Origin of the sequence: Shimia sagamensis, from assembly GCF_900182745.1 — a bacterium.
Classification (GTDB): Bacteria; Pseudomonadota; Alphaproteobacteria; order Rhodobacterales; family Rhodobacteraceae; genus Shimia; species Shimia sagamensis.
This window is the reverse complement of record NZ_FXTY01000003.1, coordinates 308794-325200: the sequence shown is the minus strand read 5'-3', so window position 1 is coordinate 325200 and position 16407 is coordinate 308794. Positions and strand designations below refer to the sequence as shown.

The window sequence follows — 16407 nt, the reverse complement described above, 5'->3', positions numbered from 1 at the left end:
ATGGCAAGGGAAAGGTGGGCTATTCTGCTCTAATGATGCGCTCGTCAAACCATTCGCGCAGATCGTCGAACTTCAGTGCACCTTCAGCTACAGCAACAACCAAATCATCAATTGGCTCATCATCTGCAATTGCGAGCTCAAAGCCGCTACGTGCAATAAGGATTTCCACCAAGAACCACGATGTGCGCTTGTTCCCATCTACAAACCCGTGATTGCCAACCATACTCTCAAGCAGCGCCGCTGCCTTTCTTGCAATGCTGCGATGGTACCCAGAATACGGCCGCCCTAAAGCCGACTCAATTAAATCCAGGCTGCTGATGCCGTCACGCCCACCCATTGTTAGTGCTTCATCGTGCGCTTCAATTGCATCAGCCAATGTTACTCGATAATGACGACTACCGATCAGCTAATCTCTGCAATGCAGACCTTCGCTTGCTCGAAATTTCTTTAACCACCGTCTGAGTTTTTGCGGACGCCAATTTGCGCCCAGCGTAAGTAGTCACGCTGATAAAACGGCCTGTCTTGGCAGATCGCCCAATTACTCCGCCCTTTACCTTCGTTGTCTTCGTCTTCGTCTTCGCGGCCATTTCGCTCTCCTATCCCATCAATATGGGTTATCAAGATACTACACGCAAGTTTCACAACCGAGTTTGAAAGCCAATTTTGCCGCGCATCCAATTGGCCCGACCAACACATCCCCTGTCCCTCCCCATTAACTCCCCTAAACATCTACAACCACCGCACTCAGCCTCCCTGCCAAAGCGCACTTTGGGAGGAGTGACAGGTTCCCTGTGGATGTGATGATGCTGTTCACAGGAGAGCCCTAAACGGCTTCTGCGCCGTGCTGTCCTGCTACATACTCGCTGGGCGCCCCCCCGCTCCACACCTTGAACGCGGTCGAGAACGTCGCCTGATCCCCGTAGCCAAGCAGAAAAGCCGTCTCCGTCACCGTGCGCCCATCCTGCAAATGCGCCTTGGCCAAACGAAATCTCAAGTCATTGCACAGCGCACGAAAGTTCAGCCCCTCGGTCCCCAACCTGCGGGTTAGAGTCCGCCGTGTGACTCCGAACTGTTCCGCAACCTGATCAGCCGTTAGAAACCGCCCAGGTAGCGCTTCCACCAACAGGCGCTCCACTTGGTCCCGAACCGTGGCTGCCCCCTCGTCCCGCGCCGTCAATTGCGTTTCTGCCAGGTTCTGCAAGTGCGACACCAACACGGGATCATGGGTTTCCAGCCGAACTTCCGGCACGCCAGCTGCAAACTGCACACCATTGAAGGATCCGCCAAACCGCACGGCACACCCTGCAATGCGCTCATAGGTCCGGATGTCTCCCAGTGCCTTATGTCGAAAGACCACCTGCGTCGGCCGGGTCCCTCGCCGCGTAATGCTGTGAATGCGCGCCAAAGCACCAAAGACCAAAAACTCCTGAAACCGATCGTTCGACCGCAACGCAGCATCCGTCGACATCACAGTCAACGCATCCCCGCCGTCACGATCCTCAAGCTGAAGTGCGGTTGTTGGATCGGCCAACGTGTAAAACTTGGCCGCCCCCTCTACCGCTTCGCGCAACGTCTTGGAACTGGCGGCGATGTAGGATGACAACGTCGGTGCGTCCCGATAGCCTATCCCGATCTTTGCCCCCAAGGCTGGGTCATTCATCTCCAAACAAGCCGTCCGGATCAACGTCGCTTCCTGGTTGACCGTAGCCAACGACTTAGTGCCTGGAAACCGGCCAACTTTGCGCATTAGCCGGTCCGCCACTTGTTGGCCCAGCTCTCGCTTCAGCGTCTCACTGACATATGCAAACCGCACACTTCTTACTTGTTCCATACCTGCACTGTAGCCCGCCAGCACCGTGTTGGAAGCCCCTCAATACAATGAGACCCCAACCACAGAGGGTTGGGGTCTTGGAGGGCAAGATCAATCCGAGGCAGAAGGACTTAACCGTTGCGGCTGTCTTGTTTGCAGTCCCGCTTGTCAGAACCCGCGACCCCTTCAACCTGCCGACAATCCTGACGGTCCCCGCGACGATCGTCACGATTGTCCATTCCCACAGTGTCAGCAACCTCATAGCTTTGCGTCATCACAGGCTCGGTTGGGCCAGGTGCGGAAGTCACTGGGTAGGCAAAAGCCAGAGGCGCGGTGAGAGCAACAACAACGGCGGCGGAAGCGAATTTGGTGAACATGGGGGTGTTTCCTTTTGTTTGGGGTTTTCTGTGTTCCTTTGATGAAATGGATATGGGGGCCTTCTCTGCAGGTAGCATTGGAATTTGGGAAAGGGTCATTGGACTTTGGGACATCCCCCCAATTCCCTCGCACAGGCCCAAATTGCTGGGACAAGACAATTGTCCAAGGGGCTCCCTGTGCCTGCCTGCACACCCATTTTGAAACCCCTTGATGACAAAAAAGCCCCCACCCTGTCGGGTCGAGGCTCTTGCGTCGTAAGTAAAGCAGCGTTGCTTAACCGTTGCGGCTGTCTTGTTTGCAGTCCCGTTTGTCGGCGCCCACAATTCCTTCACCCTGGCGGCAGTCCTGACGGTCGCCGCGACGGTCCTGACGGCGGTCCATTCCCACTGTGCCAGCAACCTCATAGCTTTGCGTCATCACTGGCTCAGTTGGGCCAGGTGCGGAAGTCACTGGGTAGGCAAAAGCCAAAGGCGCGGTGAGAGCAACAACAACGGCGGCGGAAGCGAATTTGGTGAACATGGGGGTGTTTCCTTTTGTTTGGGGTTTTCTGTGTTCCTTTGATGAAATGGATATGGGGGCCTTCTCTGCAGGTAGCATTGGAATTTGGGAAAGGGTCATTGGACTTTGGGACATTTCGAAAAGCAGCTCTCAAAACAGGAAAGCCGCCCCTGAAGGCGGCCCTCAATCAGCAGATCACGCAACAGATGCGCACGGCCGCTTTACACATTGCGCCGTCCCAAAATCCGCACCACCGCGATACAGTCGTTTTACCGACGCGATACCGACGTGATTTTTGCGGGTTAACGGCGCAGCACTTATTCCCAGATATAGTTGAAGCTTACGCTGACCCGTTCGTCCTCAGACATGTTCATCGGCACTTCGTGGCGCAGCCAGCTTTCCCAGAGCAGCACATCGCCAACCTCTGGTTTCATGTAGATAAACGACTGCAAATCCCGCCGCGCATCTTTGGTCCGCACCGGGGACGCCATCATCCGCCCCGAGCGCGGATCTTCCAGTTTAAGCGCACTCGCCCCATCCGGCATGGCCACATAGGTGGTCCCACTGATCACGGAATGCGGGTGAATATGTGACGCATGCATCCCGCCTTCAGGAAGTATATTGATCCACAAGTCTTCTAATTTCAAAGACTTGCCATCCAGATCAAACTCCAGGTCTTTGGCAAAAGCAGCCACATGTTGATCCAAAGACGCCACAACATCGGCAAAGATCGGGAAGCGCCACGGCAAATCCGTCAGCGACGCATAAGACGTATAGCCAGGATAGGCATTGGCCTCACACCACTCCTGTCCTGCCTCATCATCTTCGGCAATCGAAAAGCAGGAGGCCTCGAGCTCATCAGCATCAACAGGCGTGCCAAATTCAGTTAGGCGCGCACGATAAAGGCGGGTCACAAAAAGAGATTCGATGGTCGACATGTCAACTTCCTATCGTAGTTAGTTTTATTTGGCGAGACACGCAGTGGTAGAAACCCACGACTAATCACCTCGAAACATTGGCAAAAAGAATCGCCCATTTTTTGAGCAAACCCCCAATTTTATAAGGCCACACTCTATTAACTCCTGCTTGCTACTTCTCATAGTCACACTCGAAATCGGCCTGCCCAGGAGCAGTAAAGACCATGAAACGGAAAATAACAGTCTCGTTTGCGATCATCACTATCATTGTCATGGCTATTGGTGTCATGGGCGGCTTGGCCGGAATTTCACTTTACTCCCACAAAATGCGAGATGACATGCAGCATCGTGTCAAAGTGATCGAAGAATCCGCCATTGCAATTGAAAATCTGAAGATCGAGTTTCTTATGGCACGCCGGGCGGAAAAAGACTTCCTCCTGAGGCTTGATCCAAAATATTCAGACCGCCATGCCGGCATTATGGAGAAAATGTGGGGACATTTGGCAGTGATGGAGGGCATTCTGGGGCAGGTTTCAGATTTGACCGAGACTGCACAAAACATGGCGCCGCTCATCCAATTTGCACACGACTATCAGGACCGCTTCAAAGATGTGGTTGCCAGCAATGAAAGGCTTGGATTGACGAATTCCGACGGGCTCCGCGGCGAACTTGAAGCCGCTGCAGAAACTGTAAATGAGAGCCTGAAAGATGTGGCGATCCCAGTGCTGAAGGTCAACGTTTTGACAATGCGTCAGCACGAGAAGGATTTCATCATTTCCTCCGACACAAAATGGTTGGATGAAGTAAATGCCCGCATAAAGGAGTTCGAAGGTTTCCCTGTCTTTTTCTATGACAGTGCAGAACAGCGTGAAGCAATCCTCCCGGTGATGACCGCATACAAGACCGCCTTTGAAGCCCTGGTGAATGAGACACTAAAAGAACGCGGTTTCCGTAAAGACATGTCCAAAAGTTACGCAAACGCATCGCCCTATATGGATACCATCCTCGAAGACGTCACAGCGGCATTGGACGCAGTCCTACACGAGAGTGAAGTGGTAAGCCAAAAGGCACAATTGAGCTCTCAATGGGCTGCGATCGGTGGCGCATCGATTTTCGCAATTTTCGCACTGATCCTGGCTCGTGGTATTTCTCGTCCACTCAAGCGCATTGACGCTGTGCTCAAGGATATGATGAACGAAGACTTCTCCAAGGAAATGCCCAATTCTGGCATCCGTGAACTTTCCGCCATTTCTGAGGCGGTTGGCGATTTCCGTAAACAGGAAGAAACCAAAGTACACATGACCCGCGAGATCTCCAAAGTGATTGAAGCTTGCGGCGACGGTGACTTTTCTCGTCGGATTGATACTGCTGGATCCGAGGGAGTTTTCAAAGACCTTGGCCAGGGTGTTAACGCAATTGGTGAAGTGGCTCAGAAAGGTCTTGGCGACGTACAAGAGACACTTGAAATCCTTGCTACAGGCGACCTTACTCACGAGATGCCCGAGGGACAAAAAGGTGTGTTTAAGGATATCTCGAACACCATCACCCACCTGACCGACAGCTTAGATGGAATGGTTCGCCAGCTCTCCGCCTCCGGCAAAGTCTTGAACCATACGTCCCAAGAAATTTCCTCATCCGTGGATGACGCCTCCCGCCGTGGTGAAATCTCTGCTGCTTCTTTGGAGGAGACCTCCTCCTCGCTGCAGACCGTTGCTCAAACTGTCAACGATACCGCGAAGAGCGCGCAGGAAGCCCGTTCGCACGTCAACAACGCGCAGAAGAAGGCCGAATCCACACGTGAAGTTGCCGATCAGACTGTTGCCGCGATTCAAAAAATCAAGGAAAGCTCCGATGCAATTTCACAGATCAGCGGCTTGATTGAAGATGTTGCGTTCCAAACCAACTTGTTGGCCCTAAACGCCGGTGTTGAAGCGGCGCGTGCCGGCGATGCAGGACGTGGGTTTGCGGTTGTGGCCTCTGAGGTGCGCGCCCTTGCGCAACGCTCCTCAGAAGCGGCCCATGAGATAAACACGTTGATTTCCAGCTCACAAACCGAAGTCGCGAACGGTGTGAACCTGATGGATGAAACTGGAAATTCCTTGGGTGAGATCATGCAAGCGGTCGAACAAGTTGTCGGAAAAGTACGTGAGATTGCCGAAAACGCAGTCGATCAGTCCACCGGGCTGAAAGAAGTCAGCGCAGCGGTTGAAAGTCTGGACAGCGACAGCCAGAAGAGTGCGGCCATGCTTGAAGAAACCGCCGCCTCTGGCCAAGTTCTGCGAGGCGAAGCTGAGAACCTCGTCCGGGCTGTTGATGGGTTTACTCTAAAAGACCAAAGTTCGAACCGGACCGCGGAAGATGACTTAGACGATGCTTGGGATGCTGCCTAACACATTCTAAAACATCGTTTTCCTGAAGGGCCTCACGATCTCGTGGGGCCTTTTCAACGTTAGTGTTCTTACCTGCCAGCCTTTCACCACGCCGTGATTTTGGATGGTGGACACCTTTCTGGCATATCTCACACGCCATCAAACATGCCTCTACGCTAGAACGCCGAGGCAAAGTGGTTCACGAAATTCAGATACATGAACAATAAAACCCTCCGCCAGTTTCCCAGCGGAGGGTCAATTTTGTCAGGTGTAGTGAGACGAGCTCACCAAGCCCTTACCAGTCTTCGCGAACCACGACGCGGGTTTTGACCGGAAGTTTCATCGCGGCGAGACGTAGGGCCTCACGTGCGATGTCTTCGTCAACACCGTCGATTTCGAACATCACGCGACCTGGTTTCACTTTGCACGCCCAGTAGTCCACGGAGCCTTTACCTTTACCCATACGGACTTCGGTTGGCTTCGAGGTCACAGGTGTGTCTGGGAAGATACGGATCCAAACACGGCCTTGACGTTTCATGTGACGGGTCATTGCGCGACGTGCGGCCTCGATTTGGCGAGCAGTCACACGCTCCGGCGTGGTTGCCTTCAGGCCAAAGGAGCCAAAGTTCAGGGTGGAACCACCCTTTGCCAGACCCTTGATGCGGCCTTTGTGCATCTTGCGGAATTTAGTACGCTTTGGTTGAAGCATTGATCAGTCTCCCTTAGCGACGACCGCCTGCACCGCGAGGTGCTGGGCCATCCTGGACTTCTTGAGCGCGACGATCACGTGCTTGTGGATCATGTTCCATGATCTCGCCTTTGAAGATCCAGGTTTTGATACCAATGATCCCGTAAGCGGTCGTGGCTTCCACGTGAGCGTAATCGATGTCGGCACGCAGTGTGTGCAATGGCACGCGACCTTCACGATACCATTCGGTACGTGCGATCTCGGCACCACCCAGACGGCCAGCGACGTTCACCCGGATACCCAGGGCGCCCATCCGCATTGCGTTCTGAACAGCACGCTTCATTGCGCGACGGAAAGACACACGGCGCTCCAGCTGCTGAGCGATGGACTCGCCAACCAGCGTTGCGTCGAGTTCCGGCTTGCGCACTTCAACAATGTTGAGGTGCAGCTCGGAGTCGGTCATCTCGGCGATCTTCTTGCGAAGGGTCTCGATGTCCGCGCCTTTTTTGCCGATGATCACGCCCGGACGCGCAGTGTGAACAGTCACACGGCACTTCTTGTGAGGACGCTCGATGATCACACGTGCGATACCAGCTTGTTTGCACTCGGTTTTGATGAACTCACGGATCTTGATGTCTTCCAGAAGAAGATCACCAAAATCTTTGGTGTCCGCGTACCAGCGGCTGTCCCAGGTGCGGTTCACCTGAAGGCGCATGCCAATTGGATTGACTTTGTTACCCATTAGGCTTGCTCCTCAATCTGACGCACCTTGATAGTGAGTTCCGAGAACGGCTTGATGATCTTGCCGAAACGACCACGGGCGCGAGGGCGACCGCGTTTCAGCGTCAGGTTCTTACCCACATAGGCTTCGGCAACGACCAGGCTGTCGACGTCCAGATTGTGGTTGTTCTCGGCGTTGGCAATTGCGGACTGAAGACATTTCTTCACGTCTGCAGCGATCCGCTTGTTGGAGAAAGTCAGGTCGGTCAACGCCTTCTCAACTTTCTTGCCGCGGATCATGCCGGCTACCAGGTTCAATTTCTGCGGGCTGGTGCGAAGCATGCGAGTTTTCGCCATTGCTTCGTTTTCAGCCACGCGGCGGGGGTTCTTTACCTTGCCCATGACTTACTTCCGTTTCGCTTTTTTGTCAGCTGCGTGACCGTAATAGGTGCGAGTTGGCGAATATTCACCAAACTTCTGACCAATCATGTCTTCAGTGACGTTGACAGGGATGTGTTTCTTGCCGTTGTACACACCAAAAGTCAGACCCACGAACTGGGGCAGGATGGTGGAACGACGGGACCAGATTTTGATCACTTCATTGCGGCCGGATTCGCGCACTGCTTCGGCTTTTTTAAGCACGTAAGCATCGACGAAAGGACCTTTCCATACAGAGCGAGACATAGATTAACGTCCCTTCTTCTTGGCGTGACGCGAGCGGATAATAAGCTTTTGCGACGCTTTGTTTTTGTTGCGGGTACGTGCACCTTTGGTCGGCTTACCCCATGGTGTCACTGGGTGACGACCACCGGAAGTACGACCTTCACCACCACCGTGTGGGTGATCGATCGGGTTCATGACCACACCACGAACAGACGGACGCTTGCCTTTGTGGCGCATACGACCGGCTTTACCGTAGTTCTGGTTGGAGTTGTCAGGGTTGGACACAGCACCAACGGTGGCCATGCATTCCTGACGCACGAGGCGCAGTTCGCCAGAGGACAGGCGGATCTGAGCGTAGCCACCGTCACGACCAACAAACTGAGCGTAGGTACCAGCTGCACGGGCGATCTGGCCGCCTTTGCCTGGTTTCAGCTCGATGTTGTGAATGATCGTACCAATTGGCATGCCAGAGAACGGCATTGCGTTGCCCGGCTTGATGTCAGCTTTCGCGGACGCCACAACCTGATCACCTACAGCCAAACGCTGTGGTGCAAGGATGTAGGCCTGCTCGCCGTCTTCATATTTTACGAGTGCGATGAATGCAGTCCGGTTCGGGTCATATTCGATCCGTTCAACGGTGGCTGCGACATCCAATTTGTTGCGTTTGAAATCAACGATCCGGTAGAGGCGTTTTGCCCCACCACCGCGGCGACGCGATGTGATCCGTCCGGTGTTGTTCCGGCCGCCCGACTTTGTCAGACCCTCAGTGAGGGCTTTGACAGGGCGTCCTTTCCAAAGTTCCGAACGGTCGATCAGCACCAACCCACGTTGGCCCGGCGTCGTCGGCTTATACGACTTAAGTGCCATGCTTTCTGTCTTCCGTGTGCATGCAAAGAGCGTGCTCTCTGCGTAGATGAAGGCCCCTGCTCGCTGGTTTTGATCTCAAACCCAACTACTAAGGTGCCAAGGATATAGGCCCCCGTAGGTGCCCGACTCTCAAAAGTGAGCAGCCCCAGAACGAATCTGAGGCCACACGACTTGCGCGATATAACGGGGATGGGGGGCAGTGTCTATAGGAGGGCTTGTTTTTATTGGGGTAAAGCATCATCAGGGAACCAACTCAAAAAAAATACAAACGCCCCCGTGCAATGGAGCCCGAAGTGCTTCACACCTTATTCAACGAAGGGAATGCGTCTGCTCTGCCTGCCCAAATGCTCAAACACTCTGAGTTAATGCGCTGGACAACTCATTTTCGCAAAGAACATTCGTGTGTCGTCCATTCGAGCCAAAGACCCTCGAGCCCGTGCAAATTGATCAAATGACTTATCATAACCGGACCATTCACAGCGCCCGTCGTCACGGACTGCGCGCTCAGCTAGCGCTATAAGCTCCTCGAAACTCCGATTGTTCTCCTTGTACTTTGCCTTCTTTAAACGCTGCTCGCAGTCCATGTATTTTTTGCTGTCCATTTTCGGGACACCAACGTTAATTTGATTTGGTGTACCGGCATTGATCGTCTTTCGACCGCTGTAGTCCGTTGAATGTTCCGCGCACTGAGCAACCGTTGAAGCGGTCTTTCCATTTCCCATAGAAACCGCGACGTCCAAAGACGTTACAGCAGTGGCGATGTAGAGACTTTCATCAGCAGATAAGTTGAAACTGGAACGCTCCAAATTGCTGACTTCCAATAGATCACTCCAAAACACCTCGGTTTTTCCGTACGTTACTGAATATCTGTTTTTCGGATCGGCCGTCGAGCAGGCGGAAAGAGAAAGCGATAGAAAGATGGCGGAGACCAAATATTTTGACATTTCGTCCTTCAGGCGGTGCTTTGTGGTTGATAGCCAGACAATTACTGGTTCTCGACTGAATTTCCACGAATAAGTTGCACTAGGCGGGATCATTTCTCCCTCAAATATCTTCAATCACAGTCTCCAGCATCCAAACCTTCGCCACGATCTGCCAGCCATTCTCGCCCTTCAGCATCGACAGGTGATCCTGATACACATTGCGCCGCGCGCGGAAGCGGATTTTCACCAGGGCGGCTTTGGGTGACATGTAATCCACCATCAAAATTTCCGCGTCCATCTGCTGCCCCAGCGCATAGGGAGAGTTGGCCGCATTTGCACCCACATCGGGGTTAAAGCTCGCAATCGACTCCGCGAATATTTCACCCTTCTCAACGTCAAACAGGCTGGCCGTGGGGTGAAACACCGCATCGAGCTTCTCCTCGTCGCAATAGAACAGCCCTTCAAAATAGATCTGTACTGCCTCAAACAATTCTGCGTGTGCATTCATTTCTTTATCCTCGCAAGTCATGTTTCCTTGCAGCAGACATAGCGATACCTCCTCCAACACCCCAATGAAGAGATGTAGTGAACGTCATTGCGAGCGGTGAATTATTCACGGAAACTGATGGGGGTGATCTGCCTTTGCAATCCCTTCATCAGGCTACGAGCGCATTTTAGCGCCGCAAGATCATCCGCTTGATCCGGCTGCCACGATGGCGCAGCTTTTCCTTGAGGGTCAAATTTTGTGCTTCGCCAGGTTGGTAGGAGCCGGGCTGAACGAACTGTACGGCATGATCAAGCTTTGACGCCGGCGGCTTTAGACCACAAAAATGGGCAACGTCGCGTAGCACAAGGTCAGGTTTCACCAGCAGTTTCTCATAGCTCACCAACAAAACCGGAAAGTCGACCCGCTGAATCATATCTGCGTTCTTTTGGGTCTGCGTCAAATACATGGCCAGCGCTTTGTCGACCTCTTCCCGATCCCAGGACGACACGCCCAGTGTATTGGCCGTCAGATCCCGTGTAACAAGGATCAGACGTGGATTGCGCATATCTGGCAGAAGGTCATCGATGTATTGATGTGGATGTGGGTGTTTCCATCCCCATACATCGTAGTTAGCGTTGCGGTCCGCAATCGTGGAACGAATGCTGTCCAACCCGAGGCGCTTGCGAAACAGCTTATCCTCGAGGTTGCCGCCAATATCGTCTCCCAGAAAAACGCCAAGCCGTCGAATGGCACCCGCGGTCGCAGTTGTGCCGCCACGGTTGACCCCAAAAATCAGAAACGTCCGTTGCTTGTTGGTACGCGAAGCTTCGTCGTCCCGAAAAGAGATTGTGTGTGAATACACGGCATTACCCTGCTGGTTTCAAATATGGCCTGCACCGTCCCACAAGTAAGCGGATGCGCAAAAATCTCAACAAAAAAGAAAAAGGGCCGCCCGATTTCTCGGACGGCCCCAAATTTTCAGGCGGATCTTAGAGTCCAGTGGACACGTCGATCGTGTTGCCTTCTTCCAAGGTCACGTAAGCCTTTTTCACGTCTTTACGCTTGCCAAGCTGGCCGCGGAAACGTTTGACTTTACCCTTAGTGATGGTGGTGTTGACCGCTTTGACCTTCACACCAAAGAGCGCTTCAACAGCTTCTTTGATCTGAGGTTTGTTGCTGTCGATCGCCACTTCAAAAACCACGGCGCCATTTTCAGATGCCATTGTGGATTTCTCGGTGATGACCGGCGCGCGGATCACATCGTAGTGTTCTGCTTTAGCGCTCATTTCAGGCGAGCCTCCAGTGCTTCGATCCCCGCTTTGGTGATCACAAGAGTGTCACGCTTGAGGATGTCATAAACGTTCGCACCCATTGTCGGCAGGATATCCAAACCTTCAATGTTGCGCGATGCTTTCAGGAAGTCTTCGTTTACGGAAGCGCCGTCGATGATAAGAGCGCGTTTCCAGCCTAGGTTTGCAACCTGTTTGGCCAGAGCGGCAGTCTTGCCCTCGGTGGCTGCATCTTCGATCACAACCAGTTCGCCAGCTTTCGCTTTGGCGGACAGGGCGTGCTTCAGACCCAGCTTGCGGAACTTCTTGGTCAGGTCGTGGCCGTGCGAACGCACAACTGGACCTTTGTAAACACCACCACCGCGGAAGATCGGTGCCGAGCGAGCGCCGTGGCGTGCGCCACCGGTGCCTTTTTGGCGATAGATCTTCTTTGTTGAGTAGGACACTTCCGAACGGGTTTTCACTTTGTGAGTACCAGCCTGGGCGTTGTTACGCTGCCAGCGTACCACACGGTGCAGGATGTCCGCGCGCGGCTCCTGACCGAACAGGTCTTCAGACAGTTCAACAGAACCGGCGTTGGAGCCGTCAAGTTTGATCACGTCAAGTTTCATGCTTCACCACCTTCCGCAGGTGCTTCTTCAGCCGGAGCTTCGGTCGCTGCTGCTTTCAGACCGGCCGGGAAAGGCAGACCTTCTGGAGCTTTCTTCTTCACGGCATCCTTAACGGAGACCCAGCCACCTTTGGAGCCAGGTACGGCACCTTTGATGAACAGCAGACCACGATCGGCGTCAGTTTTGACAACTTCGAGGTTCTGTGTGGTGACGCGAACGGCACCCATGTGGCCGGCCATTTTCTTGCCTTTGAAAACCTTACCGGGATCCTGACATTGACCTGTGGAGCCGTGCGAACGGTGGCTGATCGAGACACCGTGTGTCGCGCGCAGGCCGCCGAAGTTGTGGCGTTTCATAGCACCGGCAAAACCTTTACCAATCGAGGTGCCCGCAACGTCCACTTTCTGACCTTCAAGGAAGTGTTCGGCGGAGATTTCCGCGCCAACTTCAATCAGGCCTTCAGATGGAACGCGGAACTCAACCAGCTTGCGCTTAGGTTCCACTTTCGCATTTGCGAAGTGGCCACGCATGGCTTTGGAGGTGCGTTTAGCCTTAGCTGTGCCAGCACCGAGTTGAACAGCTGTGTAGCCGTCTTTCTCTTCTGTGCGCTGTGCAACAACCTGAAGGCCGTCGAGTGAAAGCACGGTAACAGGAATCTGTTTGCCGTCTTCCAGGAACAAGCGGGTCATGCCCACTTTCTTCGCGATAATACCGGAACGCATCAGATACTCTCCTTAAACAGAGATCTGGACGTCCACGCCGGCCGCCAGATCGAGCTTCATCAGCGCGTCTACGGTCTGCGGGGTCGGATCTACGATGTCGAGAAGACGCTTGTGCGTACGGATCTCGAACTGATCGCGGGATTTTTTGTCTACGTGTGGGCCACGCAGAACGGTGAACTTCTCAATCTTGTTGGGAAGTGGGATCGGGCCACGAACCTGCGCGCCGGTGCGCTTTGCAGTGTTCACGATTTCCTGTGTGCTGGCATCCAGTACACGGTAATCAAAAGCCTTCAGCCGAATGCGAATGTTTTGACTTTGCATTTCGTCAGCCTTGTATAGGCGTTGGAGTTGAGAGGAGGATCCGCGACCACCGCAAACCCTCGTCGAACCCACAAGGCGGGAATCACCCCGCCTCAAGATTCCAGTAAGGAACTCGCGCCCTTTACAGACGATTCCGACAACTGGCAAGCATTTTGGAAAAGATAAAACACGTTACCACACCCGACACCTCCTATTGAACCCGACCTCTGCGCTTGAAGAAGACGACAAAAACTTCACAGTTGGCGCAACCTGCATCTGTGAGATAGGCTTTTTGTGAGCATGCTGGCCTTTATCCAGCGCGGTACCAGGAGACACAATTGGGCACATTTTTGGCGATCTTCCTCGTCATATTGGAGTTGACCGCTCTGGTAATGGCTTGGCGCGCAGTCCAACACTCCCGCACCCCTCAGGGTGCGGTTGGATGGGTAGTCTTCCTGATTGCCGCACCCTACATCTCTGTTCCCGCCTATCTGTTCTTGGGACATCACAAGTTTCAGCATTACGTCACCGGGCGGCGGGACAGCGAAGATGTGATTGAGCGCATTCAGGAGGTCAAGGAAGCGCTCAAGCCGGACGTTCCGCCAGAATTTCCAACCAAAGCACTGGAAGCAATTTCCGACCTGCCTGTTACGCGCGGCAATGCGATGGAATTGCTGATTGATGGCGAAGAGACATTTGACACGATCTTCGCAGCCATTGATGGTGCGCAGCACTATGTTTTGCTGCAATTCTACATCATTCACGACGACGGATTAGGGCGACGCCTGCAAAACCATCTGATTGCGGCGGCGGATCGTGGGGTTGTTGTCCGTGTGCTATATGACCCTATCGGGTGCGTAAAAATGCCCCACTCCTACCGCCAAACGCTGCGAGATGCAGGGGTTCAGATTGTCGAACCATCTCAAATGCGCGTGCCTAAGAATCGGTTTCAACTCAACTTTCGAAACCACCGAAAGACAGTGGTCATTGATGGCACCACCGCATTTACCGGGGGCCTGAATGTTGGCGACGAATACCTCGGGCTGAGCCCCTACTTCGGCAAGTGGCGAGATACACATGTGCAACTCAAAGGGCCTGTGGTGAGCCAGCTACAGCTGATCTTCGCCGAAGACTGGCACTGGACCACAGAAGAAAATCTCCTCACTGTTCTCAACTGGAAAAGTGGACGGGCGGAGGAAGACATGTCCGGCCTCGTTGTCCCAACAGGACCGGGCGATAAACTCGAAACCGGGGCGATGTTCTTTTTCTCCGCTTTGGCTAATGCCAAGGACCGCGTATGGATTGCCTCCCCCTATTTTGTTCCAGACGTGCATGTGCTGACGGCCATCAAGCATGCCGCGCTCAATGGTGTCGATGTTCGGATTTTGGTACCGGACAACATTGACCACAAAATGGTATGGCTGGCCGCCTTCGCCTATTTTGACGAAGTACGTGAGGCCGGCGCAACGATCTGGCGCTACACAGATGGGTTCATGCACCAAAAAGTGGTTCTAGTTGATGACACTCTGGCCGCCGTTGGCACCACAAACATGGACAACCGTTCTTTTATTCTAAATTTCGAAACGATGGCAGTGATGTTTGATGCGCGAGCCGCGAATGATCTTGAAGACATGTTCAAGACCGATTTTGCTAAGTCTTTCCTGCTGGAAAAGACCCTGAATGAGCAACCGCTCCGCATTCAGATTGGTGCGCCAATTACGCGGCTGTTTTCACCGCTTCTCTAAAATTCAAACCGCAAAGCCTTATGGACGATCACTGGCGGACAAATCGGAGGTTTCCGTCGGAAAATATTTAGCCAAACGCGCATCCGCAGCACGCGCGTGCCCTTCCATACCTTCCAGGCGCGACAGGCGAGATGTAGCTCGTGCGACAGCTTTGGATCCCTCACGCGAGGTGCGTTGCCACGTAACAATTTTCATGAATTTGTGCACTGATAGCCCGCCGGTGTAGTGCGCGGCTCGCGAAGTTGGCAGAACGTGGTTGGTCCCTGCCGCTTTATCGCCATAAGAGACGGTTGTCTCTTCACCTAAGAATAGAGAGCCATACGCCGTTAGTCGCGACAGCCACCAATCCAGATCTTCGGCTTGTACGGTAAGATGCTCCGGCGCATATTCGTCCGAGGTCGCGGCCATCTCTTCGCGTGTGGAGCACAGCACTACTTCCGCATAGTCGCGCCAGGCCGCCTCAGCGTTGACGCGGTTCAAATCCGGCAGGGCTGCGATCAAGTCCGGAACCGCAGTGAGCACCTTCTTTGCCAACTCCAGACTGTTCGTGACCAGCCACACTGGTGAGTTGTAGCCGTGTTCCGCTTGGCTCACCAAATCCGTGGCCACAAGATGCGCATCAGCCGTTTCATCTGCCAAGATCAGACTGTCGGTTGGGCCGGCCACCATGTCGATGCCAACCCGACCAAAGAGCTGGCGTTTGGCTTCTGCTACAAATTGGTTGCCCGGCCCAACCAGAATATTGGCTTTTGGCAAGCCAAACAAACCAAAGGTCATTGCTGCAACGCCCTGAACCCCACCCATGGCAAGAATTTGGTCCGCTCCGCAGACATGCGCCGCATAGATGATTGCGGGCGGCATGCCTTCGGTTGAGTGCGGTGGTGAACACGCGGTGATCTTGCGGCACCCCGCCACCTTGGCGGTTGTGACCGTCATAATGGCACTTGAGATGTGACTATAGCGTCCGCCCGGCACGTAACATCCGGCGCAATCCACCGGGATGGATTTTTGACCCGTGATAAAGCCCGGCAGAATTTCTGTTTCGAAATCTTGCACGGTGGTTTTTTGCAGCTCCGCAAATCGACGCACATTGTCGTGTGCAAAATGGATATCATCTTTGAGTTCCTGAGACAGGCTTCGTGAGGCACGCTCGATCTCTTCCCGAGACACCAAAGTCTGACCTGAGAATTTGTCAAATTTGGCGGCGTATGCCAAAGCCGCAGAATTCCCGCCCTGCTCGATATCTTCGAGAATTTTCGCAACCGCGATCTGAACGTCAGGAGTGTCAGCTTCAACCTTCCGGCGGGCTCCCTTTAGATATGTCCGCATCCTTTGCTCCAGCATCCCAAATTGCGATTTTTGTCAAAAAATGAGACTAAGTATCCTATTTTTTGCGAAATTTGGCGCTACAATGTTTCCA

The 16407-nt window shown here is 53.6% G+C and carries 20 protein-coding genes; 2 read left to right on the top strand and 18 right to left on the bottom strand.

Features of this window, described 5'->3' with window-relative positions:
* Positions 1-19: 19 nt before the first annotated feature.
* The 5 genes from QOL67_RS09715 to QOL67_RS09695 form a co-directional block, all read right to left on the bottom strand.
* Entirely contained in the window at positions 20-376 is a 357-nt protein-coding gene (locus tag QOL67_RS09715; RefSeq protein ID WP_283425772.1) for a type II toxin-antitoxin system death-on-curing family toxin, read from the bottom strand.
* A gap of 447 nt (positions 377-823) precedes the next feature.
* Positions 824-1831, bottom strand: a complete 1008-nt coding sequence (locus tag QOL67_RS09710; RefSeq protein WP_283425771.1) for an AraC family transcriptional regulator — start codon at positions 1829-1831, stop codon at positions 824-826.
* Between the two features lie 110 nt (positions 1832-1941).
* Positions 1942-2187, bottom strand: coding sequence for a hypothetical protein (locus QOL67_RS09705; protein WP_283425770.1), 246 nt, complete (start codon positions 2185-2187; stop codon positions 1942-1944).
* A gap of 274 nt (positions 2188-2461) precedes the next feature.
* A complete protein-coding gene (locus QOL67_RS09700) occupies positions 2462-2707 on the bottom strand; it encodes a hypothetical protein (protein ID WP_283425769.1) in 246 nt (81 codons plus the stop codon).
* Between the two features lie 296 nt (positions 2708-3003).
* Positions 3004-3624 (bottom strand): 2OG-Fe(II) oxygenase family protein, encoded by a 621-nt coding sequence (locus QOL67_RS09695; RefSeq protein WP_283425768.1) that lies wholly within the window; start codon positions 3622-3624, stop codon positions 3004-3006.
* Positions 3625-3827: 203 nt separating this feature from the next.
* Between QOL67_RS09695 and QOL67_RS09690 the strand changes: the two genes are divergently transcribed.
* Positions 3828-5993: a methyl-accepting chemotaxis protein gene (locus tag QOL67_RS09690; protein ID WP_283425767.1), complete on the top strand. Its 2166-nt coding sequence runs from the start codon at positions 3828-3830 to the stop codon at positions 5991-5993.
* Positions 5994-6267: 274 nt separating this feature from the next.
* Here QOL67_RS09690 and rplP read toward each other — a convergent pair whose 3' ends face one another.
* The 12 genes from rplP to rpsJ all read right to left on the bottom strand — a co-directional run bounded on the left by rplP (position 6268) and on the right by rpsJ (position 13263).
* Positions 6268-6681 carry a 50S ribosomal protein L16 gene (gene rplP / locus QOL67_RS09685; protein WP_164644444.1) on the bottom strand — a complete coding sequence of 138 codons (414 nt, stop codon included), beginning with the start codon at positions 6679-6681 and terminating at the stop codon, positions 6268-6270.
* A 13-nt stretch (positions 6682-6694) separates the two neighbouring features.
* On the bottom strand, positions 6695-7402 hold the full coding sequence (gene rpsC / locus QOL67_RS09680) for a 30S ribosomal protein S3 (RefSeq protein WP_283425766.1): 708 nt from the start codon (positions 7400-7402) through the stop codon (positions 6695-6697).
* Positions 7402-7782 carry a 50S ribosomal protein L22 gene (gene rplV / locus QOL67_RS09675; RefSeq protein WP_283425765.1) on the bottom strand — a complete coding sequence of 127 codons (381 nt, stop codon included), beginning with the start codon at positions 7780-7782 and terminating at the stop codon, positions 7402-7404. The genes rpsC and rplV overlap by 1 nt, the downstream gene beginning before the upstream one ends.
* Before the next feature lie 3 nt (positions 7783-7785).
* Positions 7786-8064, bottom strand: a complete 279-nt coding sequence (gene rpsS, locus QOL67_RS09670) for a 30S ribosomal protein S19 (protein ID WP_058238275.1) — start codon at positions 8062-8064, stop codon at positions 7786-7788.
* 3 nt (positions 8065-8067) lie between these two features.
* A complete protein-coding gene (rplB, locus tag QOL67_RS09665) occupies positions 8068-8910 on the bottom strand; it encodes a 50S ribosomal protein L2 (RefSeq protein WP_283425764.1) in 843 nt (280 codons plus the stop codon).
* Between the two features lie 362 nt (positions 8911-9272).
* A complete protein-coding gene (locus tag QOL67_RS09660; RefSeq protein WP_283425763.1) occupies positions 9273-9968 on the bottom strand; it encodes a hypothetical protein in 696 nt (231 codons plus the stop codon).
* Positions 9955-10341, bottom strand: a complete 387-nt coding sequence (locus QOL67_RS09655; RefSeq protein WP_283425762.1) for a nuclear transport factor 2 family protein — start codon at positions 10339-10341, stop codon at positions 9955-9957. The genes QOL67_RS09660 and QOL67_RS09655 overlap by 14 nt, the downstream gene beginning before the upstream one ends.
* 166 nt (positions 10342-10507) lie before the next feature.
* On the bottom strand, positions 10508-11182 hold the full coding sequence (locus tag QOL67_RS09650) for a sulfotransferase family protein (protein WP_283425761.1): 675 nt from the start codon (positions 11180-11182) through the stop codon (positions 10508-10510).
* A gap of 127 nt (positions 11183-11309) precedes the next feature.
* Positions 11310-11606 carry a 50S ribosomal protein L23 gene (locus QOL67_RS09645; protein WP_164644437.1) on the bottom strand — a complete coding sequence of 99 codons (297 nt, stop codon included), beginning with the start codon at positions 11604-11606 and terminating at the stop codon, positions 11310-11312.
* Positions 11603-12220, bottom strand: coding sequence for a 50S ribosomal protein L4 (gene rplD, locus QOL67_RS09640; RefSeq protein WP_283425760.1), 618 nt, complete (start codon positions 12218-12220; stop codon positions 11603-11605). Before rplD ends, QOL67_RS09645 begins: the two co-directional genes overlap by 4 nt.
* On the bottom strand, positions 12217-12942 hold the full coding sequence (rplC, locus tag QOL67_RS09635; RefSeq protein ID WP_283425759.1) for a 50S ribosomal protein L3: 726 nt from the start codon (positions 12940-12942) through the stop codon (positions 12217-12219). The genes rplD and rplC overlap by 4 nt, the downstream gene beginning before the upstream one ends.
* A 12-nt stretch (positions 12943-12954) precedes the next feature.
* Positions 12955-13263: a 30S ribosomal protein S10 gene (gene rpsJ / locus QOL67_RS09630; protein WP_044028221.1), complete on the bottom strand. Its 309-nt coding sequence runs from the start codon at positions 13261-13263 to the stop codon at positions 12955-12957.
* A gap of 317 nt (positions 13264-13580) precedes the next feature.
* On the opposite strand from rpsJ, the gene cls reads away from it, so the two are divergent.
* Positions 13581-14987 carry a cardiolipin synthase gene (cls, locus tag QOL67_RS09625; RefSeq protein ID WP_283425758.1) on the top strand — a complete coding sequence of 469 codons (1407 nt, stop codon included), beginning with the start codon at positions 13581-13583 and terminating at the stop codon, positions 14985-14987.
* A gap of 18 nt (positions 14988-15005) precedes the next feature.
* On the opposite strand, the gene hisD is transcribed toward cls, so the two are convergent.
* The gene (gene hisD / locus QOL67_RS09620; RefSeq protein ID WP_283425757.1) at positions 15006-16316 is read right to left on the bottom strand and encodes a histidinol dehydrogenase; all 1311 of its coding nucleotides are present in this window, start codon (positions 16314-16316) and stop codon (positions 15006-15008) included.
* Positions 16317-16407 lie beyond the last annotated feature (91 nt).

Excerpts from the sequence above, each read along its gene's own strand:
- QOL67_RS09710 (WP_283425771.1), bottom strand. The coding sequence starts at position 1,831 with ATGGAACAAGTAAGAAGTGTGCGGTTTGCATATGTCAGTGAGACGCTG.
- QOL67_RS09705 (WP_283425770.1), bottom strand. The coding sequence starts at position 2,187 with ATGTTCACCAAATTCGCTTCCGCCGCCGTTGTTGTTGCTCTCACCGCG.
- QOL67_RS09700 (WP_283425769.1), bottom strand. The coding sequence starts at position 2,707 with ATGTTCACCAAATTCGCTTCCGCCGCCGTTGTTGTTGCTCTCACCGCG.
- QOL67_RS09695 (WP_283425768.1), bottom strand. The coding sequence starts at position 3,624 with ATGTCGACCATCGAATCTCTTTTTGTGACCCGCCTTTATCGTGCGCGC.
- QOL67_RS09690 (WP_283425767.1), top strand. The coding sequence starts at position 3,828 with ATGAAACGGAAAATAACAGTCTCGTTTGCGATCATCACTATCATTGTC.
- rplP (WP_164644444.1), bottom strand. The coding sequence starts at position 6,681 with ATGCTTCAACCAAAGCGTACTAAATTCCGCAAGATGCACAAAGGCCGC.
- rpsC (WP_283425766.1), bottom strand. The coding sequence starts at position 7,402 with ATGGGTAACAAAGTCAATCCAATTGGCATGCGCCTTCAGGTGAACCGC.
- rplV (WP_283425765.1), bottom strand. The coding sequence starts at position 7,782 with ATGGGCAAGGTAAAGAACCCCCGCCGCGTGGCTGAAAACGAAGCAATG.
- rpsS (WP_058238275.1), bottom strand. The coding sequence starts at position 8,064 with ATGTCTCGCTCTGTATGGAAAGGTCCTTTCGTCGATGCTTACGTGCTT.
- rplB (WP_283425764.1), bottom strand. The coding sequence starts at position 8,910 with ATGGCACTTAAGTCGTATAAGCCGACGACGCCGGGCCAACGTGGGTTG.
- QOL67_RS09655 (WP_283425762.1), bottom strand. The coding sequence starts at position 10,341 with ATGAATGCACACGCAGAATTGTTTGAGGCAGTACAGATCTATTTTGAA.
- QOL67_RS09645 (WP_164644437.1), bottom strand. The coding sequence starts at position 11,606 with ATGAGCGCTAAAGCAGAACACTACGATGTGATCCGCGCGCCGGTCATC.
- rplD (WP_283425760.1), bottom strand. The coding sequence starts at position 12,220 with ATGAAACTTGACGTGATCAAACTTGACGGCTCCAACGCCGGTTCTGTT.
- rplC (WP_283425759.1), bottom strand. The coding sequence starts at position 12,942 with ATGCGTTCCGGTATTATCGCGAAGAAAGTGGGCATGACCCGCTTGTTC.
- rpsJ (WP_044028221.1), bottom strand. The coding sequence starts at position 13,263 with ATGCAAAGTCAAAACATTCGCATTCGGCTGAAGGCTTTTGATTACCGT.
- hisD (WP_283425757.1), bottom strand. The coding sequence starts at position 16,316 with ATGCGGACATATCTAAAGGGAGCCCGCCGGAAGGTTGAAGCTGACACT.